Below are 24810 nucleotides of genomic sequence, written 5' to 3'. Positions count from 1 at the left end.
TCTTCTTATGACCGAAAGCGGCAAGTTGCTGATTTCTTATGCCTCAATACCAGCATATTCCGCTGGCTGAACGTCATAACGCACGGTGAATCGTTCAGTTATTCAACATTTGCCGGTAAAAGTTTTAAGTTTTTTAGCGGTGAGAATCACTAGCGACAAACTGGCTATCCAGCAGAAAGTCCGGACGTTACGCCAGCGGCACTGTGCTTTGTATGGCTTTTAGCCGAAAAGGGTTTTTTTTACCGTTGCTTGCTATCCCTCACACTCTGTGTAAATAACTAACCGTTGTATTGACGTTCTTTGCAACTGTTGACAAATTGATGCGTCAATAAAGCGCAGTTACGGAATTTTCTGACCGCTTCCACGGCATCAGGAAAAACATAAAAAACCTGACGCGCTTTAGCCACCCGTTCGGTGGTACGCCTGAACCGCATAAAAAAACCAGAGGTCGGGCAATGCACACAACATCACATCACAATGGAGCAAAAGCATGATCAACTCCCTGGCTAAATCCGGGATGCTGAAGGTCGGTCTGAGCCTGATTGCTATGACTGTCGCCGCCGGTGTTCAGGCAAAAACCCTGGTTTACTGTTCAGAAGGTTCTCCGGAAGGCTTTAACCCGCAGCTGTTCACCTCGGGTACCACTTATGACGCCAGCTCACGCCAGATTTATAACCGTCTGGTTGAGTTCACCATCGGCACCACTGAATTACACGCAGCACTGGCCGAGAAGTGGGATGTCAGCGAAGACGGCAAAACCTACACCTTCCACCTGCGCAAAGGCGTGAAGTGGCAGACCACCAAAGATTTCAAACCGACGCGTGAATTTAACGCGGATGATGTGGTGTTCACCTTTGAACGCCAGCTGGATAAAAACAACGCCTACCATGGCGTCTCCGGCGGCAGCTACGAATATTTCGAAGGCATGGATATGCCGAAGCTGATCAGCAAAATTGAAAAAGTGGACGATCATACCGTGCGCTTTGTGCTGACCCGTCCTGAAGCGCCGTTCCTGGCGGATCTCGGCATGGACTTCGCCTCTATTCTGTCGAAAGAGTACGCGGACAACATGCTGAAAGCCGGCTCACCGCAAAAGGTCGACCTGAATCCGGTCGGTACCGGCCCGTTCCAGCTGCTGCAGTACCAAAAAGATTCGCGCATTCTGTATAAAGCCAACCCGGACTACTGGGGCACTAAACCGAAAATCGATCGGTTAGTCTTCTCCATTACGCCGGATGCTTCCGTGCGTTACGCCAAACTGCAGAAGGGCGAATGTCAGGTAATGCCGTATCCAAACCCGGCTGACATTGCGCGCATGAAGCAGGACAAAAACATCAACCTGTATGAGCAGGCTGGCCTGAACGTCGGCTATCTGTCGTACAACGTTGAGAAAAAACCGCTGGATAACCTGAAAGTACGTCAGGCCCTGACCATGGCGGTGAACAAGCAGGCGATCATTGATGCCGTTTATCAGGGTGCAGGCCAGACGGCTAAAAACCTGATCCCACCGACCATGTGGGGCTACAACGACGCCGTGAAGGACTACGCCTACGATCCTGAAAAAGCCAAAGCGCTGCTGAAAGAAGCAGGTATGGCTGACGGCTTCTCCATCGACCTGTGGGCGATGCCGGTACAGCGTCCTTACAACCCGAACGCGCGCCGTATGGCGGAGATGATTCAGTCCGACTGGGCGAAGATTGGCGTGAAAGCCAAGATTGTGACCTATGAGTGGGGCGAATATCTGAAGCGTGCCAAAGCCGGCGAACATCAGACCGTAATGATGGGCTGGACCGGTGATAATGGGGATCCGGATAACTTCCTCGCCACCCTGTTCAGCTGTTCAGCGGCCAAAGATGGCTCTAACTACTCGCGCTGGTGCGATAAATCCTTTGAGGATCAGATTCAGCCAGCACGCGCCACCGCCGATCAGGCCAAGCGCATCGAGTACTACAAGCAGGCACAGGTTGTGATGCATGACCAGGCACCGGCGCTGATGATCGCGCACTCAACGGTCTACGAACCGGTCAGCAAGAAAGTCTCCGGCTACAAAGTCGATCCGCTTGGCGGACACTACTTTGCCCAGGTAGACATTCAGGAATAATTGTTGCCTTTTCCGGGGCGGCCACCCGTCGCTCCGGCTTTATCTCCCTGTTTTACTGGAAACGGTAGAGGCGCAGCCTGGCTGCGTCGCGGTCGGGCCTACCCGATCGTCAGATGTAAGCAATAACTACCCTCGCGGCGACGGTCGCGCGGACAAGAGAGAACCCGGATTATGCTGCAGTTCATACTCCGACGTTTGGGCCTTGTCATCCCAACGTTTATCGGTATTACATTACTCACTTTCGCATTTGTTCACATGATCCCCGGCGATCCGGTGCTGATCATGGCGGGCGAACGCGGTATTTCCCCTGAACGTCACGCGCAGTTAATGGCGCTGTTAGGCCTGGATCAGCCGCTGTGGAAACAGTACCTGAACTACATTAACGGCGTATTACATGGCGATCTGGGCATTTCACTCAAGAGCCGCATCCCGGTATGGGATGAATTTGTGCCGCGCTTTAAAGCCACGCTGGAACTGGGCGTCTGCGCGATGCTGTTTGCGGTCGCGATCGGCATCCCGGTTGGGGTGATGGCGGCGGTTAAACGTGGCTCGATCTTCGATCACACCGCGGTCGGCATCTCCCTGACCGGCTACTCGATGCCGATCTTCTGGTGGGGCATCATGCTGATCATGCTGGTTTCGGTACAGTTCAATCTGACGCCGGTTTCCGGCCGCGTCGGCGACACCGTTTTCCTCGATGACACCATGCCACTGACCGGCTTCATGCTGATCGACACCTTTTTCTGGGGTGAGGCGGGTGATTTCCACGATGCGGTGATGCACATGATTTTGCCCGCTATCGTGCTCGGCACCATTCCGCTAGCGGTGATTGTACGTATGACGCGCTCGGCGATGCTGGAAGTGCTGGGTGAAGATTACATCCGTACGGCGCGCGCTAAAGGACTGACGCGGATGCGGGTTATCGTGGTGCATGCGCTGCGTAACGCCATGCTGCCGGTGGTGACCGTCATCGGTCTGCAGGTCGGAACCTTACTGGCCGGCGCGATCCTGACCGAAACCATCTTCTCGTGGCCGGGTCTGGGTCGCTGGCTGATCGAAGCGCTGCAACGCCGCGATTATCCGGTAGTGCAGGGCGGTGTGCTGCTGACGGCGGTACTGATTATCCTGGTCAACCTGCTGGTTGATCTGCTGTATGGCGTGGTTAACCCGCGCATACGTCATAAGAAATAAGGGGGCATCATGTCTGTTGTTGATCCCGCCAGCGTAACCGCTGCACCCAAGCCGATGACCCCGTTTCAGGAATTCTGGCACTATTTTAAACGCAACAAAGGCGCCGTGGTGGGCCTGGCGTACATCATCATTATGTTGCTGGTGGCGGTGTTCGCCGATCTGCTGGCGCCCCATGCGCCGGCGGAACAGTTCCGTGATGCGCTGCTGCATCCGCCGGTCTGGCAGGAAGGCGGAAACTGGAGCTACATCCTCGGTACCGATGATGTTGGCCGCGATGTGCTGTCGCGTCTGATGTACGGCGCGCGTCTGTCGCTGCTGGTCGGCTGCCTGGTGGTAGTGCTGTCGCTGATTTTCGGGGTGATCTTCGGTCTGCTGGCCGGTTACCTCGGCGGCGTGGTGGATGCCACTATTATGCGCCTGGTCGATATCATGCTGGCGCTGCCGAGCCTGCTGCTGGCGCTGGTGCTGGTGGCTATTTTCGGTCCCTCAATCGTTAACGCCTCTATCGCCCTGACGTTTGTCGCGCTGCCGCACTACATTCGTCTGACCCGTGCCGCGGTACTGGTGGAGGTGAACCGCGACTACGTGACCGCCTCCAGCGTCGCCGGGGCCGGTATGCTGCGTCAGATGTTCGTTAATATTCTGCCTAACTGTCTTGCACCGTTGATCGTGCAGGCGTCGTTAGGTTTCTCCAACGCCATTCTCGATATGGCGGCGTTGGGCTTTCTCGGTATGGGTGCGCAACCGCCAACGCCGGAGTGGGGCACCATGCTCTCCGACGTATTGCAGTATGCGCAAAGTGCCTGGTGGGTGGTGACGTTCCCTGGATTAGTCATTCTGCTTACCGTGCTGGCATTTAACCTGATGGGCGATGGTTTGCGTGATGCACTCGACCCGAAACTCAAGCAGTAAAGAGGCACCGAGATGGCGTTATTAAATGTAGACAAACTGTCGGTGCATTTCGGCGACGAAAAGGCACCGTTCCGGGCGGTTGACCGCATCAGTTATCAGGTGGAGCAGGGCCAGGTAGTCGGCATTGTCGGCGAGTCAGGCTCCGGTAAGTCGGTCAGCTCGCTGGCGATCATGGGGCTGATCGATTTCCCTGGCAAAGTGATGGCGGAAAAGCTGGAGTTTAACCAGCGCGACCTGAAACGCATCTCCGAAAGAGAGCGCCGCCAGCTGGTGGGCGCGGAAGTGGCGATGATTTTCCAGGACCCGATGACCAGCCTCAACCCTTGTTACACCGTGGGTTTCCAGATCATGGAAGCGATCAAAGTGCATCAGGGCGGCAACAAACGTACCCGGCGTCAGCGGGCAATCGACCTGCTGAATCAGGTGGGCATTCCCGATCCGGCGTCGCGACTGGATGTTTATCCGCACCAGCTGTCGGGCGGGATGAGCCAGCGTGTCATGATCGCCATGGCGATAGCCTGCCGTCCGAAGCTGCTGATTGCCGATGAGCCAACCACCGCGCTCGACGTGACTATCCAGGCGCAGATCATCGAACTGCTGCTGGAGTTACAGCAGCAGGAGAACATGGCGCTGATCCTGATTACCCACGATCTGGCGCTGGTGGCCGAAGCGGCGCACCACATTATTGTGATGTATGCCGGTCAGGTGGTGGAGAGCGGCAAAGCGACCGATATCTTTAAGGCACCGCGTCATCCTTACACCCAGGCGCTGCTGCGTGCCCTGCCGGAGTTCGCTGCCGATAAAGCCCGTCTGGCCTCGCTGCCGGGCGTGGTACCGGGCAAATACGATCGCCCGGTTGGCTGCCTGCTCAACCCACGCTGTCCTTATGCCACTGACCATTGTCGTAAGGAAGAACCGGAACTGCGCACCATTCCAGGCCGCCAGTCCAAGTGTCACTATCCGCTGGACGATGCCGGGAGACCGACTTATGAGTCATGAAACAACCAAGCATGAGTATTTGTTACAGGCGATCGATCTGAAAAAGCACTACCCGGTGAAGAAAGGGTTGTTTGGTCAGGAACGTCTGGTGAAAGCGCTGGATGGCGTGTCGTTTAATCTGGAGCGCGGCAAAACGCTGGCGGTAGTCGGCGAGTCAGGATGTGGAAAATCCACCCTTGGCCGCCTGCTGACGATGATTGAAACCCCGACCGAAGGCCAGCTTTACTGGCATGGACAGGATCTGCTGAAGCACGATCCGCAGGCGCAGAAACTGCGTCGTCAGAAAATCCAGATCGTCTTTCAGAACCCCTACGGCTCTCTGAATCCGCGTAAGAAAGTGAGTCAGATTCTGGAAGAGCCGCTGGTCATCAATACCACGCTGACCAAAGCCGAGCGCCGCGAGAAAACGCTGGAGATGATGGCCAAAGTGGGCCTGAAGACCGAGCATTACGACCGCTATCCCCACATGTTCTCCGGGGGACAGCGCCAGCGTATTGCGATTGCCCGCGGCCTGATGCTCGATCCGGACGTGCTGATTGCCGATGAGCCGGTTTCGGCGCTCGACGTCTCGGTGCGCGCCCAGGTGCTGAACCTGATGATGGATCTGCAGCAGGATATGGGACTTTCCTACGTTTTTATCTCGCACGATTTGTCGGTGGTAGAGCACATTGCGGATGAAGTGATGGTGATGTACCTCGGACGCTGCGTTGAGAAGGGCAGTAAAGAGGCGATTTTTGCTAATCCGCGCCATCCGTATACCCAGGCTCTGCTGTCGGCCACGCCGCGTCTGAATCCGGACGACCGCCGTGAGCGGATTAAGCTGACCGGCGAGCTGCCGAGTCCGCTCAGTCCGCCACCGGGTTGCGCCTTCAACGCACGCTGCCGCCGGCGCTTTGGCACCTGCGTTCAGCTGCAACCGAAGCTGAAAAGCTACGGTGGTCAGCAGATCGCCTGCTTCGCCGTCGACCAGGATGAAAATCAGCCGGTCGGCGCGGCAGAAAAAGTCGGTTAAAGATAAGAAGGCTCCTGCGGGGGCCTTTTTTACTGACGCGTCCCGCTCAGCCCACATCCGGGTGTCGCTTACCCTCCTCTGCTGTCTTTTTTCATTATCCTGATTAATCAATGAGTTCAGCCGCGGATATTTGCAGCAAAAAACCGGTAAATATCCTCAATCTCTGCCGGGGATTAAATCCAGGCAGATGCGCGCAAAGCCATCGGGCAAATTTAGTCAGTGCCAGGGATTAATCTCATCTTATCCCGGCTGGCTGGGCCAGCCGTTCCATGAGTACACCTCAGTCGCTGAATGTTGAAACCCTGCTAATCAATTTAACTTAACAACTACTTATTAATTTCAGGGCAAAAGCAGTCGCTGTCACCCTTTTTCGGCGCTTATCGAATCTTTCTGATTAAACTATTTTATTGAATTCGCTGTTTTTGTAATCAGATTTTTCTCACTGAGTTTAAGCGGATGTGCTATATTCCAGGAAAATTCCCCCCTTGTTGCAGGCCATAGTCAATGAAGAATTACGACGATTTGCAGCGTTTTAAAGAGAAGACGCAAACGCTCGACATCGCCTTTAAAGATATGTCTGGCCAGACGCAGGAAGCGGCGGAACACAGTAAATGGTCATTGATTCGTCAGCTGGCGAGCGATGCCCAGCAGAATGCCCTTGGCGGCGGTCAGCGTATCGATTTGCCCCAACCTCAGCCGCTGCGCGGCGATGAATTCAGCGCGCCGGCTCCGGCCTCTCAGCCGCGCCAGCCGACGCTCAGTGCACAACCGGCAGCGGCAGCTCGCGGCTCGATACTGGACAGTCTGGCGGGCAGTGCTGCCGCAGCGAAACTGACCGCTGAAGCTGGATCTTCATCGCTGTTCCCGCCGCCTTCGCTAAAACCGGCAGAGCCGGTGGCAACGCTGCGTCCTGCTGCTGTTCAGCCCGCTGCGGTGGCAAACCCACCGACGGACCTCACCCCGCCTGCGTCGGCGAACCGCGCCGAACCGGGACGTTTTGGTGCATTGTTCCGCTCACGCGACAGCGAACCGGTTAACCTGCCAAAAGAGACCTTATTGAAACCGTTACTGGAGAAGATTGCGCTATGCCGTTAGTTTGTGTGTGCTCGCCGAAAGGGGGAGTAGGGAAAACCACGTTGGCGGCGAACCTGGCCTGGAGTCTGGCGCGTTCCGGTAGCAAAGTTCTGGCAATTGATTTTGATGTGCAGAATGCTCTGCGTCTGCATTTTGGCGTTCCGCTTCATGACGGGCGCGGATTTGTGGCCCGTTCGGAAGAGCAGGCGGACTGGAGTCAGTCGATTCTGACCACCGGCGGCAATATCTTCGTGCTGCCCTATGGCGACGTGACCGAGCCCCAGCGTGAGCGCTTTGAAGAACAGCTGATGAAAGATCCGCACTTTATTCAGCGCGGACTCGACACGGTGCTTAATTATCCCGGCCTGGTCATTGTGGCTGATTTTCCGCCGGGTCCGGGTCCGGCCCTTAAAGCAATGACGGCGCTGGCCGATATGCATTTAGTGGTGATGTTAGCGGATACCGCCTCGGTCTCTTTATTACCGCAGATTGAGGAGAACCGGATGACCGGTAAACCTCTCAACAATAAACAGGGTCACTATTTCGTCCTGAACCAGTGCGACAACCGCCGCAATATTAACCGTGACGTGACGGCATTTATGCAACAGCGGCTGGGCGATAATTTACTCGGCGTGGTTCACCGCGACGAAAGTGTGGGTGAAGCAAATGCTTCCCAGCAGTCTGTGTATGATTTTAGTCCCGCGTCTGCGGCGGCCTTTGATATTGAACTGATTGCCAAACGTGTCAGCAGCATTCTGAATATCACCGTCGGCAACGGCGAAGTTCAGGCTCCCATCCGTACTAACCAATATTAATCACCTGATGTGAACAGGTGATTGAATTTACACAGCTCTTCTCAGGGTGAATCATGAGTAAAATCGGGTTTTACCTGCTGCTGCTGGTGCTTGCGCCCGTTGCCGCGGTGATCATCATTACGCCAATGGACAGCCAGAAACAGTATATTTTTGGCCTGATCAGCATCGGTTTGATGTTTTTATTGGGTTTCAGCAAAAGCCGCAAAATAACCGTGATGATGGTGATTCTGTCGGCGTTGATGTCCACCCGTTATATCTGGTGGCGCACGACAGAAACCCTGCATTTTAATTCCGAAGTCGAAGCGATTTTAGGGATTGGCTTATATCTGGCTGAACTTTATGTCTGGCTGATCTTAATTCTCGGCTTTCTGCAAACCACCTGGCCATTAAAGCGCACCATCGAACCGTTACCGGATGATACCGATCTGTGGCCGACGGTTGATATTTACGTGCCTTCTTATAATGAGAGCCTCGATGTGGTGCGCGATACCGTGCTGGCTGCGCAGTGTATCGACTATCCGCGTGACAAACTGAAAGTCTATTTGCTGGATGACGGCAAGCGCAGTGAGTTCGCCCGCTTCGCCGCCGATGTGGGCGTAGGCTACATCACCCGTGACGATAACAATCACGCCAAAGCCGGCAACCTCAATCATGCAATGAAGATCACCAAAGGTGAGCTGATTTGCATTTTTGACTGCGACCACGTCGCGACGCGTACCTTCCTGCAGGCGACGGTAGGCCCGTTCCTGAAAGATCCGAAGCTGGCGCTGCTGCAAACGCCACACTATTTCTACTCACCCGATCCGTTTGAGCGTAACCTGCGCGCCGCGCGCAGCATTCCCAATGAAGGTTCACTGTTTTACGGCCCGGTACAGCAGGGCAATGACAACTGGAATGCCACTTTCTTCTGCGGCTCCTGTGCGGTGATCCGCCGTTCAGCGCTGGAGCAGATTGGCGGTTTTGCGGTAGAAACCGTGACCGAAGATGCGCATACCGCGCTGAAAATGCAGCGCCTTGGCTGGGGCTCGGCGTTTCTGTCCATTCCGCTGGCGGCCGGTCTGGCGACCGAGCGTCTCGGTCTGCACATCATTCAGCGTACCCGCTGGGCGCGCGGTATGACGCAGATTTTCCGGGTGGATAATCCGCTGTTGGGTCGCGGCCTGAAGTGGCAGCAGCGCCTGTGTTATCTCAACGCCATGCTGCACTTCCAGTTTGGTCTGCCGCGCGTAGCCTTTCTCACCGCGCCGCTGGCTTACCTGCTGTTTAATCTGAATATTATTCACTCCTCCGCGTCGCTGATCTTTGCGTACGTGCTGCCGCATCTGGTGATGTCGCTGTACGTCAACTCGCGGATGAATGGCCGTTTCCGCTACACCTTCTGGGGTGAGATTTATGAGACGGTGATGTGTTTCCACCTGGTGATCCCGACCATCCTGACGCTGCTGTCGCCGAAGCACGGCAAATTCAACGTGACCGATAAAGGCGGGGTGCTGGATCAGGGCTTCTTCGATTTCCATATCGTGCGTCCGCACGTCATTGTGGCGCTGCTGCTGGGTATCGGCATTGTGGCGGGCGTGGTGCGAGCGGTGATGCACGATTACTTTGGCGTCGATCCTTACGTTATTGCGCTGAACGTCGGCTGGGCCATCTTCAGCCTGATCATTCTGATGGCGGCGATTGCCGTGGCGCGCGAAACCAAACAGGTGCGTAAAACCATCCGTATTGAGGTGCAGATTCCGGCGATCATTCACTACGCCAGCGGTATCTCGTCACGCACCCTGACCAGCGATCTCTCTATGGGCGGCGCGCAGCTGGATGCGCCAGATAACCGTCATGAATTCGATGAGATTGAAGAGATCGATCTGCTGCTTAAATCGGGCGCGATCACCATTCCGGTCAGTAAGATTTCTGGCGATGCGGAAACCATCCGTCTGCGTTTTGAGGCGATGCCTCTGGCGCGCCGCCGTGAGCTGGTGCGGGTGGTGCTGGCACGCGCCGATGCCTGGATTCAGCCGGAGTATAAGCAGGATAACCCGCTGATCTCGCTGGGAACCATTATCCGTACCGTCTTTGAGCTGTTCTGGCTGACCTGGAAAGGACGCCACGATAAACGTAAAAATGTCGACCCGGTTGCCGCGGCGGCGAAAGAGGATGGCGCAGTATGAAAACCCTGACCCAAACGCTGCTGGTCAGTTCACTGACCGCGGCGCTGTGGCTGACGCCAGCCTGGGCCGAAACGCCATCTGCTGATGACACCAGCAACCCCGCGCCGGTCAACAGCGCGGCACCGACCGTGCAGCCCACTGCGCAAGCGACGCCATCAGCCCAGCCTGCGGCTGGCGAGGCGTCATCGGGCGTCCAGTCTGAGTCAGCACCGGCACAGAGTGCGCCGGCGGCTACCTCTGCCGCGTCCGCGCTGACTGGGGACGCGGTGACGCAGGACAGCGGTGCGCTCTCCACCGTGCCACTGCCGCAAGGGCTGAACAATGGCGATCCGGCGCTGGAAGCGGCCGCCAGTGCGCTGCCCTACGCGCCAGGTCAGGCCGTAACGCCGGTGGCCGCCCCCCCGGTAGTGGAACCACAGCCGGTCATCAGCGCCGCCATTAACCAGCCGATCAGCAGCACTATTTCTGTGGCGCAGATGGGCCAGGCGCGCGGCATCACGCTGACCGGCGGCCAGTTACAGTCAGGCATTACTTTTACGCTGCCCTCGGATGAGGTGGTGACTAATGCGCGTCTCAACCTGACGCTGCGCGTCTCGCAGGCGCTGGCGGCGCGCAACACTTCGCTGCAGCTGATGCTGAACGGCCAGCCGCTCGGCACGCTGCCGCTCGGCGCCAGCGACAGTGATACCAGCGATTATCAGCTGGATATTCCGGCGGCGATGGTGGTCTCCAGCAATAACCTCAGCTTCAAAATTAATGATGCCGACAAGTTACTGTGCGAGCGTGCAAGCGCCGAGCAGTATCAGGTCACCATCATGCCGACAACCACGCTGAGCCTTGAGGGCCAGCAGCTGAACATCGGCACCAGCCTGCGCAACTTCCCGCGGCCGTTCCTCGATCCACAACGTATGACCGCCGCCACTGTCACCTTCGGATTCGCCAGTAATGTCGCACCGGATGCCGTGAGCGCGGCGACGCTGGTGGCGTCCTGGCTCGGCATTCAGAGCGATTATCGCGGTATTCGCTTCCCGGTGATGCGGGGTGAATTGCCGGAGCACAACGGCATTCTGTTTGGTCACCCCGGCGATCGCATCGGTACGCTGACCTTTCCAGCCAGCAACGGGCCGATGCTGCAGGTAGTCGATAACCCGAATAACCCGGTGTATAAATTGCTGCTGGTGAGCGGTAATGACGATGCCGAGCTGCGTCAGGCGGCAAACCGTCTGACCACGCAGCCGCTGACCACTGACGACAGCCAGCTGCTGGTAAAACCGCAAACGCTCGGCAATCGCAAACCCTATGATGCGCCGCGCTGGATCAATACCGATCGCCCGGTGCGTCTCAGTGAACTGCTGCGTAAAGACCAGAGCCTGACCAGCAGCGGTATCTGGCACGATGCGCTGCGCGTTAACTTCCGTGCCGCGCCCGATCTGTTCCTGTGGGATGGCGATACCGTGCCGGTCAATCTGCACTATCGCTTCCCGTCTGAAAGCTGGATCGATGAAGAGAATTCGTTTCTTAACGTGATGCTGAACGGGACCTTCCTGCGCAACCTGACCGTGAATAAGGTCGGACTGCTGGAAAATGTCTGGCACCGTTTAGGGGGCGATGCGCGACAGGAACAATATCAGCTCAACCTCGAACCCTATCTGATTTATGGCGATAACCAGCTGGCGCTCTACTTCAACATCAAACCGCGGGCGGATGCGCCCTGTGGTGTGCTGCTGAATAACAACATCAAGAGCCGGATTGAAGAGGATTCGTGGATCGATCTCAGCCACACCCGCCACTTCAGCATGCTGCCGAACCTCTCTTATTTTGTCGGTGCCTCGTTCCCGTTCTCTCGCCTGGCGGATTTTGGCCAGACTACGCTGCTGCTGCCGGAAAAACCCAGCAATGCCGAACTGTCGACGCTGCTGGATCTGGCGGCGCGTGCCGGTAACGCTACCGGTGTAGCTCTGACGCAGAATCAGGTGCTGTTTGGTCTGCCGCAGGGCGGCACTAATCTGGCACGGCTGCAGCAGAACGATCTGCTGGCGGTCAGCACCACCGGCAACAGCGATTTCAATCGGGCGTTACTGGCCTCTTCACCTTATGACGCCAGCAGCAGCACCTTCGGTGTGAAAGAGTCCGATACGCTGGAGAAACTGCGCGGCTGGCTGAGCGGTGACTGGAGTCGTCAACAGCTGGATGCCGATCGGTACTTCTCTTCTAACGAAGCGTGGCGCGGCTTCCTGAGCTATCGCTCGCCGTGGAATCGCGATCGGCTGGTGGTGGTCACGGTGGCGACCAGTGACGATCAGCTGTTGCGGCTCCACAACGATCTGAGTTCGGCACGTATCAATGCCGCGATTCGTGGCGATACCGCAATCATCACCGATGAAAATGGCATTCGCAGTTTCCGTGTTGGCGCGCAGTTCCCGGTCGGGGAAATGCCCTGGTACATGATGGTGGTGTGGTACGCCAATCAGCATTCGGTATTCCTTGCGCTGGCGGCGTTGCTGCTTTCTGCGCTGGTGGGCAGTGCGGTCTGGGTGATGCTGAAGCGTCATGCGTGGCGGCGTCTGAATCCGAAGCAGGATAGTCATTCCGGCAAGAAGTAAGGATAACAAGAATGAAAAAAAATCTGATAAGTGCCGGTGTTCATCATGCGTTATTGCTGGGCGGCCTGCTGGCGTTTTCACCGTCGCTGCTGGCGGCTGAAAGCGCCAATCCGGCGTTGCAGGCGCTGTTCGATCAGGCGGCTTACTGGCATCAGAAAGCGCATGACGATCTGGCGATATCCTCGCTGCAGAAGGTGTTGATGGTGGAGCCCAACAACCCGCAGGCGCTCTATTTACTGGCGCTTTATGCGCAGCAGGGCGGTGATAATGCCGCCGCAGCGCAGTATCGCCAGCGTCTGAGCAAAGTATCACCCAACGATCCACACCTGAGCGAGCTGGACAATGCCCGTCAGCTACAGACGATTCCGCAGGCGCAGCTGTCACTGGCGCGTCAGCAGGCGCGCAGCGGCAACATTGCTGCCGCTCTGCAGACCTGGCGTAATACCTTTAGCGGCAATGAGCCGCCAGCCAGCGTTGCTGCTGAATATTATCTGACGATGGCCGGTGACCGTACTCTGCTGCCACAGGCGGTAGAGGCGTTGCGGCAGTTTGCCGCGCAGCACCCGCAGGATACCGGCGCGCAGCTGGCGCTGGGTAAAGCGCTGACGTATCAGGAGTCGACCCGTCGCGAAGGGATTGAGGTGCTGTCCGCGCTGGCGAGTGGGAATCAGGAGGCCGACCGCTCGCTGCGGCAGGCGCTGCTGTGGCTCGGTCCGCAGCCCACCGATGCCGCGTTGTATCAGACCTGGCAACAGCGTCATCCACAGGATGCCGCGGTAATCGACTATTACCGTAAAAACGTCGGGGGCGCTGAGAAAGGTGCCGGTTTCAGTGCGCTCAACAGCGGTGACGTGGGCGGTGCGCAGACCAGCTTCGAAAAAGTGCTGAGCGCCAATCCGCAGGACGCCGATGCGCTGGCGGGTATGGGCTATGTCGCTCAGCGCGCCGGTCGTTATCAGGAAGCCGCAGACTATCTGCAACGCGCCGCGCAGCTGGGAGGCGATCAGGGGTCGGCCCGTCAGCAGCAGGCCGACGATGCCCGTTTTTATGCGCAGCTGGCCAATGCGCAGCAGGCGCTGAAAAGCGGCAACAGTGCACAGGCGCTGGCATTAAGCGAACCGCTGGCGCAGGCTGAAGGCGAGAAAGGCATTGCTGCCCGCCTGTTCCGCGCTGACGTGCAGCGGCGCAGTAACCAGCTCGATCAGGCGGAGCAGACCTACCGATCTGTTCTGCAGAGCGATGCCAATAACCGCAGCGCCAAAGAGGGGTTGTTCTACGTGCTGCGTCAGCAGAATCGCAGTGCTGAAGCCAATACCCTGCTGGGCTCGCTGCCAGCCAGCGTTCGTCAGAGCGTGACGCCGCAGGCAAACGGTGCCGATACGCTGCGTCAGCAGGCGAAGCGTCAGCTGGCCGCCGGCAACAACGCAGCGGCCATCGCGACGTTGCAGCAGGGAGTCCAGCGTTATCCAGCCGATGGCTGGCTGCGGCTTGATCTGGCCCGTCTCTACCGACAGCAGGGTGAACCTTTACAGGCCGCTAATGTAATGCAGCCGGTGATGCGCAGCGGTGCCAGCAACAGTGAACTTTATGCTGGCGCACTCAACGCCAGCGAAAGCGGTGGCTGGCAGCAGGCCAGCGTGCTGCTATCGCGCATTCCGCCGTCTGCCCAAACGCGAGAGATGCGCGCTCTGGCGCAGCGGGTCAATTTTAATCTGCAGATGAGCACCGCTGACCAGTATCTGTCTCAGGGTGCCAATGCCGCCGCCGCTAACACCCTGAAAGCGTTAGCGGTGAATCCGCCCGCCAACCCGGCTGATGCCGGTAATCTGGCGCAGAAGCTGGCGCAGGCTGGCGATCTCACCACCGCCGTTTCGGTGGTGCGCACCAATATGCAGCGCGGTGTACAGGGTAATGCCGGTGATTACGCAGCGCAGATGGCGGTCCTGAACCAGGCCGGGCTGAGCGCCGAAGCGCAGCGCTTCCTCAGCAGCCCGGAACTGCAGGCGCGCAGCACGCCGACGCAGCTGGCGGCGATACGTAACGGGTATCTGATTAATGAAGTTGACCGCCTGCGGCAGCAGCGGCAGTACGCAGCGGCCTACGATAAGTTGATCGGTGCGTTACAGCAGGATCCACAGAATCGCGATTTGATGTTCGCCATGGCGCGTCTCTATCAGGACGGTAAGATGAACCGGGACGCGGGCGTGGTATACGACTACCTGATGACGCAGGACACGCCAACTCAGGATGCGCGCGTCGGGGCGATTAACGTCGCGCTGGCGCAGAACAATGTGCAGCGCGCCAACACGCTGACGCGCGGCCTGAACACCGCCACCCAGACGCCGGATCGCCTGCTGCTGCTGGCGCGGGTGGCGGAAGCGAATGGCGAGCATAGCGAAGCGATGCGCTATCTGCGTTCGGCACGCGGACAGCTGATTGGCCTGCAGGGCGCGCAGCCGGGCAGTATGCCGACCGTGGGCGGGCTGGCGCTGGCGGATAATCCGTTCATCAATCGCAACACGTCGCCGGTCGGGCGTTCAGCTTCCCGCTACGGCACCGTGCTGCCCTGGCAGGTTGCGCCTGCCACCACGTCTGCCCGCTCTGAGCAGCCAGAAGGCGATGCGACGGTATCTGCCTCATCGCAGACCCTGCGTCAGATTGACACCATGATGGATTCGCTGCAGGAAAAAACGGCCAGCTGGAGTCAGGGAATGGTGCAGGTGCGCGGTCGTGATGGCGAATCGGGACTGAGCAAGCTGACCGAAGCCAAAGCGCCGCTGACCTTCTCTACCGTACCGTTTGGTGAGTCGCGCTTTGACTTCACCATGACGCCGGTGTCGCTGACGGCCGGCAGCGCCGCGGGCGATGCATGGCGACGTTTTGGCACCAACGCCTTAACCCAGGGCCAGGTGGTCGCCGCAGGCGGGGCAACCCTGAATGACGTGCCGAACGCCACAACCGATTCACAAACCGCCTCGGGCGTGGAGCTGAATCTGGCGCTGAAGGGCGACAGTTACAAAGTCGATCTCGGCAGTACGCCGCTGGGTCAGGATCTCAGTACGCTGGTGGGTGGGGTGCAGTGGTCGCCGAAGCTTACCGACTTCCTGACGCTGATCCTGACTGGCGAACGTCGCGCCATCACCGACAGTCTGCTGTCATATGTTGGCGCAGAGGACAAGACCAGCGGCAAGCGGTGGGGTCGCGTCACCAAAAACGGCGGCAATGCCTTACTGAGTTATGACAATGGCGATGCCGGTTTCTTCGCGGGCGCGGGCGCTTACAGCTACCTCGGCGAGAATGTCGCCAGTAACAACAATCTGCAGGCGACCGCCGGCGCTTATGTGCGTCCTTACCATGCCGACGACCGGGAGCTGAAACTGGGGATGAGCCTGTCGTGGATGGACTTCTCGAAACCTCAGCTATTTCAGTTATGGCCAGGGCGGCTACTTCAGTCCGCAAAACTACGCTTCCGTGTCATTCCCGGTCGACTTCTCACGTCAGTATGACGATCTGAAGGTGAAGCTGGGCGGCTCGGTCGGCTATCAGTCCTACAGTCAGGACAAGAGTGCTTACTTCCCGGACGACGCCAGCCTGCAGTCACAGCTGGAAGCGCTGGCTGCCGACGGTAGCGTGAAAAGCGCGTACTACTCGGGCGGCAGTAAAAACGGTATCGGTTATAACCTGCACGCGGGGGCCGATTACAAACTCAATAAAGAGGTGACGATTGGCGGTCAGCTGGGTTACGACACCTTTGGTGATTACAACGAAAGCAGCGCGCAGCTTTATGTCCGTTATCTGTTTGGAGATAAATAATGAATGAACATTCTGGCGTGTCGCATCCGCATCCACCCGGCTGGTTTGATCTGGTCAGCGTACTGATTGAGGGCATGGTCGCCAACGGCGGCCAGCAGCAGGCTGAAGCGTTCCTCTACAACATGGGCGAATCGCTGGCGACCCGCTATCCGTTGTCTGAAGCACGCACGGTGCAGGATCTGGAGCGGGAAATGAATCTGCAACTGGCGCGTTTTAACTGGGGATTTGTGCAGCTGCAGCCAGAAGAGAAGGCGCTGTTGATCAGCCATCACGCCTTACCGGCAGGTGATAATATCCATACGGCTGCTGACTGGCAGGCGGCGTTTGGCGCAGTCGCGGCGGGGCTGTTCTCGGGCTGGCTGCAGGCCCAGGGCGGCAGCAGTGCGGTGCCGGTAACGCCTGAACTGAATGATGGCAGTACGCTGTATTATCGATATCAATAGGACGGGTGAATGAACGTTAAGCCACAGTGGCTGGGATGGATCTGCTGTATCTGGCTGTTACTCGGCAGCGCGCAAGCCGCAGCCAGCGGCTGGGACAGTTTTAAAAGTCGCTTTGTCACGTCAGAAGGGCGGGTCATCGACACCGCGAATAACAATGTCAGCCATACCGAAGGGCAGGGCTACGGCATGCTGCTGGCGGTGGCGAATGACGATCGCGTCACCTTTGATCGGCTATGGCAGTGGACGCGCAGCCAGTTAGGGAATCCACAGACCGATCTGTTTTACTGGCGCTATACGCCAGGCACGGCAAACCCGGTTGCGGATAAAAATAACGCCGCTGATGGCGATGTGCTGCTGGCCTGGGCGTTACAGCGCGCCGCGCAGAAATGGCAGGTGGAGAGTTATCAGCAGGCGTCTGATCGTATTCAGCGGGCGATTATTAAGCTGGATGTGGTGAGCTTTGGTGGGCATACCGTGCTGTTGCCTGGCGCACAGGGCTTCAATAAAAGCAGCTACGTGGTGCTGAACCCCTCTTACTTCCTGTTTCAGGCGTGGCGGGAGTTCGGTGAACACAGCCATCTGCAGGTGTGGAATCAGCTGATTGAGAGCGGTCTTGATTTGCTCGCTAAGCTGCATTTCGGTAACAGTGGTCTGCCGCTGGATTGGGTGGCGCTGAATGCCGACGGTTCGGTTGCCCCGGCCATCGGCTATTCCAGCCGCTTCAGCTACGATGCGATTCGCGTGCCGCTCAATATCTGGTGGTACGATCCGCACAGCCTGGCGCTGGTGCCGTTCCAGCAGGTCTGGCAGGGCTATAGCCGGATGATGACGCCGGCCTGGTTTGATGTCCTGGCCAATACTCCCGCGCCCTACCATCTTGAAGGCGGTCTGCTGGCGGTGCGCGACCTGACGCTGAATGAGACCGGCTATCTGAGCGACCGGCTGGCAGCGGATCAGAACTATTTTTCGGCCAGCCTGCAACTGCTGACCTGGATGGCGTTTCAGGAAAAACGGTAACGCGACTGCTATTGCCTGCCCGATAAGTGCGGAAAAAATCGCCCTTATCGGGTAGAGAATCCGAATCTCTCCGCTGTGGCGCTATTGCCAACAAAAAAAACCAACGTTGGGATATACTTGCCGGACATTTTCCTGTCTGATATCTGAGCTTTTTTATAGTCGGGAGAGAATTTTTGCGGGTAAGCCGGTCACTTACGATAAAGCAGATGGCGACGGTTTCGCTGGTTGCGGTTATCACCATTAGTATCTTTATCGTCATCCAACTGTTTCATTTTGTGCAGCAGCGCAGGATTGACTACGCCCAGCAAATGGAAAATATCGCGCATACCGTCCGGCAGCCGCTGTCAGAAGCGGTGCTGAGAGCGGACATTCCGCAGGCCGAACGCATTCTCCACTCGCTGAAACCCGCCGGGATTTTATCGCGTGCCGACGTGGTGCTGCCCAACGCGTTCCAGGCGCTGCATGCTGACTTCGAAAATGAGAAGCCGGTGCCGCGACTGGTGGCACGCCTGTTTGAGTTGCCGGTGCAGATTACCCTGCCGCTCTACTCGGTTGAAAATACCGGGCTGCCTAAACCGCTGGCCTATCTGGTGCTGCAGGCCAACTCGACGCGGGTCTACCAGTTTATCCTCAGTACGCTGTCGACCATGATCACCACCTATCTGCTGCTGGCGCTGATTCTGTCGGTGGCGATCAGCTGGTGCATTAACCGGCTGGTGGTCCATCCGCTGCGTAATATCTCGCGTGAACTGCAGGAGCTGCCGCCGCAGTCGATTCTGACCCACAAACTGACGCTGCCGCCGAGCCACCGTGACGATGAGATCGGCATGCTGATCCGCAGTTACAACCGTAATCAGCAGGTGCTCGAGTCAGTGCATGATGAGATGAGCCGGCTGACCACCCATTTTGACGTCACCGATCTGCCCAACCGGGCGCTGTTTCTGGCGCTGGTCGAGCAGTACATGTGCAATCCTGACCAGCCACTCGGCCTGATGGTGATCCGCATTGAGACCCTGCAGGAAGCCAATGGCGTGTTGAGTGATGAGCAGCGCGACACCCTGATGCTGACGCTGGTCGAGAAAATCCGCAGTACCCTGGATGACCACACCCTGCTGGCGCAAACCGGTCCCAGCGACTTCGTGCTGTTGATGAAGCGCGCCAGTAATCCATTCCGCGCGCTGCGGCTGGCGCGTAATCTGATGATTCGCCTCAACCAGCCGGTTAATCTGCATCAGCTGCAGCTGCGACCGAACGCCAGCATTGGCCTGGCGCTGCGCGACGATCGGCCGCTGAGTGCCAATGAGCTGCTGGATCGCGCCACTTCCGCCATGATGTCGGCGCGCCATCAGGGTAAGAACCAGATTCTGTTCTTCGATGCGGCCTTAACCGAGCGGGCGCAAAAACGCCTGACCCAGGAGCACGACATTTTGCAGGGGCTGCATGACGATCAGTTTGCCCTCTACCTGCAACCACAGATTGATATGCGCACCGGCGAACTGGCTGGGGCGGAAGCGCTACTGCGAATGCGTCAGCCGGACGGCAGTTTCGGTCTGACCGAGGAGTTTATCGCCAGCGCTGAAGAGATTGGGGTAATTAGCGCGATTGGCCGCTGGGTGTTTGAAGAGGCGTGCCGCATTCTGGCCGGCTGGCAGCGACAGGGCATTATGCTGCCGCTGAGCGTGAATATCTCTGCGGTCCAGCTGCGTGATAGCGCGATGGTGAGCCATCTGCAGGCGCTGCTGAAGCGCCATCAGATTGCGCCAGGCACCTTCGTGCTGGAAGTGACAGAAACAGCCCATATCGGGGATACCGGCCAGGCCATCTCGCTGCTGCGGACCTTGCAGCAGACCGGTGTGGCGGTCGCGCTGGATGACTTCGGCATGGGCTACTCCAACCTGAACTCTCTGCATCAGCTCAAAGCGTTGCCGGTCAATAAGCTGAAGATGGATCGCAGCTTCGTCGCGGCGCTGCCGGATGATGACACCATGGTGCGCATCGTGGCGGCAATAGCCGAGATCATCCATCTGGATGTGATTGCTGAAGGCGTCGAAACCGCCGAGCAGCGCGACTGGCTGCTGGCGCGCGGCATCCATATCGGGCAAGGGTATCTTTATGCTGAAGCCTTGCCGCTGGCGCGCTTCAATCAGGCATGGATTGAAAACCGCTCACTGCCGGAATAATTACCTGATTCATTGATTTTGCGAGAATTTTAGTTACAAAACCCTATGCTGAAGCGTTTCAGTTCAGAATTACGTCTGTATCATTTCCCCCTGCTTTGTAAGCCTGTATTAATCACGTAAACAGAGTGTTATTTTCGGGTTACTGTCAGGCGCCGCCTGTGTTGCCCGTCAGTCACAATAACGAATCCGACAACATCACCTCACGGCGTTAGTGGACACCTGTTTATGAAAACCTCACTTTTTAAAAGCCTTTATTTCCAGGTGCTGATGGCGATTGGCATCGGCGTTTTGATAGGCCATTTTTATCCGGAATTAGGGACCCAGATGAAGCCGTTGGGAGATGGCTTCGTTAAGTTGATCAAGATGATTATCGCCCCGGTTATTTTCTGTACCGTGGTGACCGGCATTGCCGGTATGGAGAGCATGAAGGCGGTTGGCCGCACCGGCGCGGTGGCGCTGCTCTATTTTGAAATTGTCAGTACTATTGCGCTGATCATCGGTCTGGTGGTGGTCAATGTGGTGCAGCCGGGAGCCGGAATGAACGTCGACCCGGCCACGCTGGATGCCAAAGCGGTGGCGGTTTACGCGCAGCAGGCGGAGCAGCAGGGAGTCGTTGCGTTCCTGCTGGATGTGATCCCTAACAGCGTCATCGGCGCCTTCGCCAGCGGCAACATTCTGCAGGTACTGCTGTTCGCCATTCTGTTTGGTTTCGCGCTGCATCGCCTCGGTAATACCGGCACGTTGATTTTCAACGTGATTGAGAGCTTCTCGAACGTGATCTTCGGGATTATCAACATGATCATGCGTCTGGCTCCGATCGGCGCATTCGGCGCGATGGCGTTCACCATCGGTAAGTATGGCGTTGGCTCGCTGGTGCAGCTCGGCCAGCTGATTATCTGCTTCTATATCACCTGTATCCTGTTCGTGGTGGTGGTGCTGGGACTGATTGCGCGGCTGTTTGCCGGTTTCAGCATCTTCAAATTTATTGCTTACATCAAAGAAGAGCTGTTAATCGTGCTGGGGACCTCCTCTTCGGAGTCGGCGCTGCCGCGTATGCTGGATAAGATGGAGCGACTGGGCTGCAAGAAATCGGTGGTGGGCCTGGTGATACCGACCGGCTACTCCTTCAATCTGGATGGCACGTCGATCTACCTGACCATGGCGGCGGTGTTTATCGCCCAGGCCACTAACGCGCACATGGACATCTTCCATCAGATCACGCTGCTGGTGGTGCTGTTGCTCTCGTCGAAAGGGGCCGCCGGGGTGACCGGTAGCGGATTCATCGTGCTGGCGGCGACACTTTCAGCGGTCGGCCATCTGCCGGTAGCCGGTCTGGCGCTGATCCTGGGTATCGACCGCTTTATGTCCGAAGCCCGTGCGCTCACCAACCTGGTGGGTAACGGCGTGGCGACCGTGGTGGTGGCGAAGTGGGTCGACCAGCTGGATCAAAAACAGCTGAAAGAGACGCTGGCCGGTGGGAATAAGGCGAAAAAAGCAGCTGATCCCACACTTTAATCATTGATTTGCACTTAAATCCCGACAAATGCCCGCTGTCACTTGCCCTGACAGCGGGCATTTGGATAATAAACCCTACTTGTTTTTTTTGACGTTTTTCACTTCGTTGCGCGACATCCTGAGCTTCCTGTGGTCAAACACTCTGTTATTGGATAACAGCGCGATTCGGCGCCAGCCGATTCGCTAATAACAGCGGCAAAACGTGCCAGCGATAACGATATTTGAATTATTTGAGTAGGGGTTCACATGCAGGGCACCAGAATTCGGCTTTTGGTTGGTGGATTAGTGCTGGCAGCGACCAGCTATGGTCTCCAGGCAGAAACGCTGCAACCGGATCCGGCCTGGCAGGAAGGCAAGCTGGATAACGGATTTAACTGGCAGTTACTGGCCACACCGCAACGTCCCAGTGACCGCATCGAACTGCGCATGGTGGTGAATACTGGCTCGCTGGTCGAAAGTGCGCAACAGGCGGGCTTCAGCCATTTGCTGCCACGTCTGGCGATGGTGCATAACACCGCGCTCGACACCAACCAGCAGCGCGCTTTGTGGCAACAGGCCATGGATCCCCAGCACCCGCTGCCACCTGTCATCGCCTCTTATGATTTCACCCAATACAACCTCAGCCTGCCGAACAATCGCCCTGAACTGCTGAAAGAAGCGCTGAGCTGGCTGGCGGCTACCGCCGGCAATATGGCGATTACCGAGCAGGTGGTGAATACCGCGCTGACCGCGTCCGATCCGGTTGCGACCTGGCCGAAAGATACCCAGGATGTCTGGTGGCGTTATCGGCTGAAAGGCTCGGCCCTGCTGGCGCACGATCCCGCGGCACAACCGCGCGCGCCGGTCGATTTAACCCAGCTGAATGATTTTTACCGTCAGTGGTATACGCCTGACGCGATGACGCTGTATGTGGTGGGTAATGTTGATAGCCGTAGCCTCTCCGAGCAGATCAATAAAGCGTTTTCGCCGTTAACCGGCAAACGTGAAACGCCTGCGCCGCTGCCGACTTTATCACCGCTGCCGCATGAGCCGGTGAATCTGGTCAACGGCAAAATGACTCAGGATCGTCTGTCGCTGGTGTGGGATACGCCGTGGCAACCGATCCGTGATTCCCAGAACCTGCAACGTTACTGGCAAGGCGATCTGGCGCGTGAAGCGCTGTTCTGGCACGTCCAGCGTGCGCTAAGCGACAGCAAAGCGCAGGGCGTACAGGTTGGTTTTGACTGTCGTGTGCTCTATCAGCGTGCGCAATGCTCCATCAACCTGGATGCGCGCAATGAATCGCTGGCGCAGAACATGACGCTGGTGGCGCGCGAACTGGCGACGGTGCGTGATAAAGGCTTACCGCAGGAGGAGTTTGATGCGCTGATGGCGCAGAAACTGCTGGAGCTGAACAAGCTGTTCACCACCTACGCCCGCACCGATACCGATGTGCTGATGAGCCAGCGTCTGCGTTCACAGCAGAACTCGGTGGTGGATATCGCCCCGGAACAGTATCAGAAACTGCGGCAGGCGTTTCTCGCCGGTCTGACCCGCGAGCAGCTGAATCAGGAACTGCGTCAGCAGCTTAGCCAGGAACTGATGATGGTGCTGATTCAGCCGGAAGGGGAAGCCGAAACCAACGTGAAAAGCCTGCAGAGCAGCTGGGAGAAGGTGATGGCGCCGCCTGCGGCACCGGCGGCCGGCAACGATGCCAGCCAGCCGGATAACAGCGTCAGCGACATTCAGCCGCCCGCCGCGTAATCCTTCAGGTTTTTGCCCTGAGCCACTCGGTCACCAGCATCGGCCAGCTGGCAAGGGGCAAATCTGCCACGCCACGGATACCAAATCCGTGGCCACCCTTCTGATAGAAATGCACCTCTGCCGGGACGTTGTGCTCCCGTAATGCGCCGAAAAACGCCATGCTGTGGTTCACCGACACCGATTCGTCGTCGGCGGCGTGAATCAGCAGGGTTGGCGGCACCAGCGGGTGAACCCGGGTTTCCAGTGAATAGGCCTCAATCGTTTTTTGATCGGGCCATGCGCCGAGCAATCGGGTACGTGAACCTTCATGGGCAATGCCGTCACGCATGCTGATCACTGGATAGACCAGCACCATCGCATCGGGACGCGGCGAGAAGTTTTCTGCGCCATCCTGTACCGGATAGAGCTTTTCGGCAAAGCGGGTACCCAGGCTGGCGGCGACGTGTCCGCCGGCTGAAAAGCCCATCATCACGATGTATTTGCCGTTCAGGCCGCGCTGCGCACGTTCACGCAACACCCGTACCGCCCGCTGCGCATCGGCCAGCGGCGCATCCGGCCCCTCATGATGTCCATCATAAGGCAGCCGATAGGTCATTACCGCCAGGGTGTAGCCCATCGAGGTAAAGAAAGTGGCGAGCGCGCTTCCTTCACGATCGATCATCACGCGATGATAGCCACCGCCCGGCGCGACCAGCAGGGTAATACCGTTCGACTCCACCGGATGCCAGATCGCCATTTCCGGGCAACGTACGCCGGTGGCGGCGCGATCGTAAGGCTCATACTGTTTGGCCATATCGATAATTTGCGGCTGCGCGCGCGAATCGCTGGCGCCTGGCGCATCACCGTGCGGCCAGATATTAATAATTTCTGTGTGCATAACATGTCCTGATGCGAGGGATGTTTTAATTGTTTTGTTCGCGGCCGGAGAGCACAGCGTCCTGCTGTTGTTGATTAAAAGATGGTCTTTTTTCAGCCGGACGTCCATCCGAAAACGGTAAAAATGACCAGATTCGGACTATGCCTGGTGGCGATTTTTTTCCAGTAAGCGGCTAATTTTAAACAAGAATTTATAAGTCGTTCTGGAGGCGTTAAGGCGGCAGGATAGGCGATTAATGACGATTTATCCGCTTAAGGTAAATGTCCGGTATAGCCCGCTTTGTTAGCCGGAATTTACCGGATATTTCGCTGCGGGCTGTTAAGAGGCAATAATGGGTCAGGCAGGCTACG

The 24810-nt window shown here is 57.5% G+C and carries 15 protein-coding genes and 1 pseudogene; 15 read left to right on the top strand and 1 reads right to left on the bottom strand.

Translation table 11 applies throughout. The annotated features are described in order from the left end of the window. Nucleotides 1-490 precede the first annotated feature (490 nt). The 15 genes and pseudogenes from dppA to ACLIBF_RS20135 all read left to right on the top strand — a co-directional run bounded on the left by dppA (nucleotide 491) and on the right by ACLIBF_RS20135 (nucleotide 23583). Nucleotides 491-2101, top strand: a complete 1611-nt coding sequence (gene dppA / locus ACLIBF_RS20205) for a dipeptide ABC transporter periplasmic-binding protein DppA (protein WP_031377818.1) — start codon at nucleotides 491-493, stop codon at nucleotides 2099-2101. 171 nt (nucleotides 2102-2272) lie between these two features. Then, nucleotides 2273-3292: a dipeptide ABC transporter permease DppB gene (gene dppB / locus ACLIBF_RS20200; RefSeq protein ID WP_031377817.1), complete on the top strand. Its 1020-nt coding sequence runs from the start codon at nucleotides 2273-2275 to the stop codon at nucleotides 3290-3292. A 9-nt stretch (nucleotides 3293-3301) separates the two neighbouring features. Beyond that, entirely contained in the window at nucleotides 3302-4204 is a 903-nt protein-coding gene (gene dppC, locus ACLIBF_RS20195; RefSeq protein WP_031377816.1) for a dipeptide ABC transporter permease DppC, read from the top strand. A 12-nt stretch (nucleotides 4205-4216) separates the two neighbouring features. Beyond that, on the top strand, nucleotides 4217-5203 hold the full coding sequence (dppD, locus tag ACLIBF_RS20190; RefSeq protein ID WP_031377815.1) for a dipeptide ABC transporter ATP-binding protein: 987 nt from the start codon (nucleotides 4217-4219) through the stop codon (nucleotides 5201-5203). Further along, nucleotides 5193-6215 carry a dipeptide ABC transporter ATP-binding subunit DppF gene (dppF, locus tag ACLIBF_RS20185; RefSeq protein WP_069728620.1) on the top strand — a complete coding sequence of 341 codons (1023 nt, stop codon included), beginning with the start codon at nucleotides 5193-5195 and terminating at the stop codon, nucleotides 6213-6215. The genes dppD and dppF overlap by 11 nt, the downstream gene beginning before the upstream one ends. 504 nt (nucleotides 6216-6719) lie before the next feature. Continuing rightward, nucleotides 6720-7310, top strand: coding sequence for a cellulose biosynthesis protein BcsO (gene bcsO, locus ACLIBF_RS20180; protein ID WP_159223043.1), 591 nt, complete (start codon nucleotides 6720-6722; stop codon nucleotides 7308-7310). Further along, nucleotides 7301-8104 (top strand): cellulose biosynthesis protein BcsQ, encoded by an 804-nt coding sequence (gene bcsQ / locus ACLIBF_RS20175; protein ID WP_031377812.1) that lies wholly within the window; start codon nucleotides 7301-7303, stop codon nucleotides 8102-8104. The genes bcsO and bcsQ overlap by 10 nt, the downstream gene beginning before the upstream one ends. Nucleotides 8105-8157: 53 nt before the next feature. Continuing rightward, nucleotides 8158-10269: a UDP-forming cellulose synthase catalytic subunit gene (gene bcsA, locus ACLIBF_RS20170; RefSeq protein ID WP_069728618.1), complete on the top strand. Its 2112-nt coding sequence runs from the start codon at nucleotides 8158-8160 to the stop codon at nucleotides 10267-10269. Then, nucleotides 10266-12872, top strand: coding sequence for a cellulose biosynthesis cyclic di-GMP-binding regulatory protein BcsB (gene bcsB / locus ACLIBF_RS20165; RefSeq protein WP_279810498.1), 2607 nt, complete (start codon nucleotides 10266-10268; stop codon nucleotides 12870-12872). The genes bcsA and bcsB overlap by 4 nt, the downstream gene beginning before the upstream one ends. Nucleotides 12873-12883: 11 nt before the next feature. Then, nucleotides 12884-16685 (top strand): annotated as a pseudogene (locus ACLIBF_RS20160) (cellulose synthase subunit BcsC-related outer membrane protein). Further along, on the top strand, nucleotides 16685-17128 hold the full coding sequence (gene bcsD, locus ACLIBF_RS20155; RefSeq protein ID WP_031375073.1) for a cellulose biosynthesis protein BcsD: 444 nt from the start codon (nucleotides 16685-16687) through the stop codon (nucleotides 17126-17128). Before ACLIBF_RS20160 ends, bcsD begins: the two are co-directional and overlap by 1 nt. 9 nt (nucleotides 17129-17137) lie before the next feature. Next, complete coding sequence (locus ACLIBF_RS20150) at nucleotides 17138-18145, top strand: glycosyl hydrolase family 8 (RefSeq protein WP_279810499.1); 1008 nt, start codon at nucleotides 17138-17140, stop codon at nucleotides 18143-18145. 173 nt (nucleotides 18146-18318) lie between these two features. Beyond that, nucleotides 18319-20325, top strand: a complete 2007-nt coding sequence (gene hmsP / locus ACLIBF_RS20145; protein WP_031375071.1) for a biofilm formation regulator HmsP — start codon at nucleotides 18319-18321, stop codon at nucleotides 20323-20325. A gap of 225 nt (nucleotides 20326-20550) precedes the next feature. Beyond that, a complete protein-coding gene (locus ACLIBF_RS20140) occupies nucleotides 20551-21840 on the top strand; it encodes a dicarboxylate/amino acid:cation symporter (RefSeq protein WP_031375070.1) in 1290 nt (429 codons plus the stop codon). Between the two features lie 246 nt (nucleotides 21841-22086). Next, the gene (locus ACLIBF_RS20135; protein ID WP_031375069.1) at nucleotides 22087-23583 is read left to right on the top strand and encodes a M16 family metallopeptidase; all 1497 of its coding nucleotides are present in this window, start codon (nucleotides 22087-22089) and stop codon (nucleotides 23581-23583) included. Nucleotides 23584-23587: 4 nt separating this feature from the next. Here the strand turns inward: ACLIBF_RS20135 and ACLIBF_RS20130 are convergent, their stop codons facing one another. Next, nucleotides 23588-24460 carry an alpha/beta hydrolase gene (locus ACLIBF_RS20130; RefSeq protein WP_031375068.1) on the bottom strand — a complete coding sequence of 291 codons (873 nt, stop codon included), beginning with the start codon at nucleotides 24458-24460 and terminating at the stop codon, nucleotides 23588-23590. Nucleotides 24461-24810: the final 350 nt, after the last annotated feature.

It is taken from the genome of Pantoea sp. PGP6 (assembly GCF_053474785.1).
This window is presented reverse-complemented; position numbering and strand designations above follow the sequence as displayed.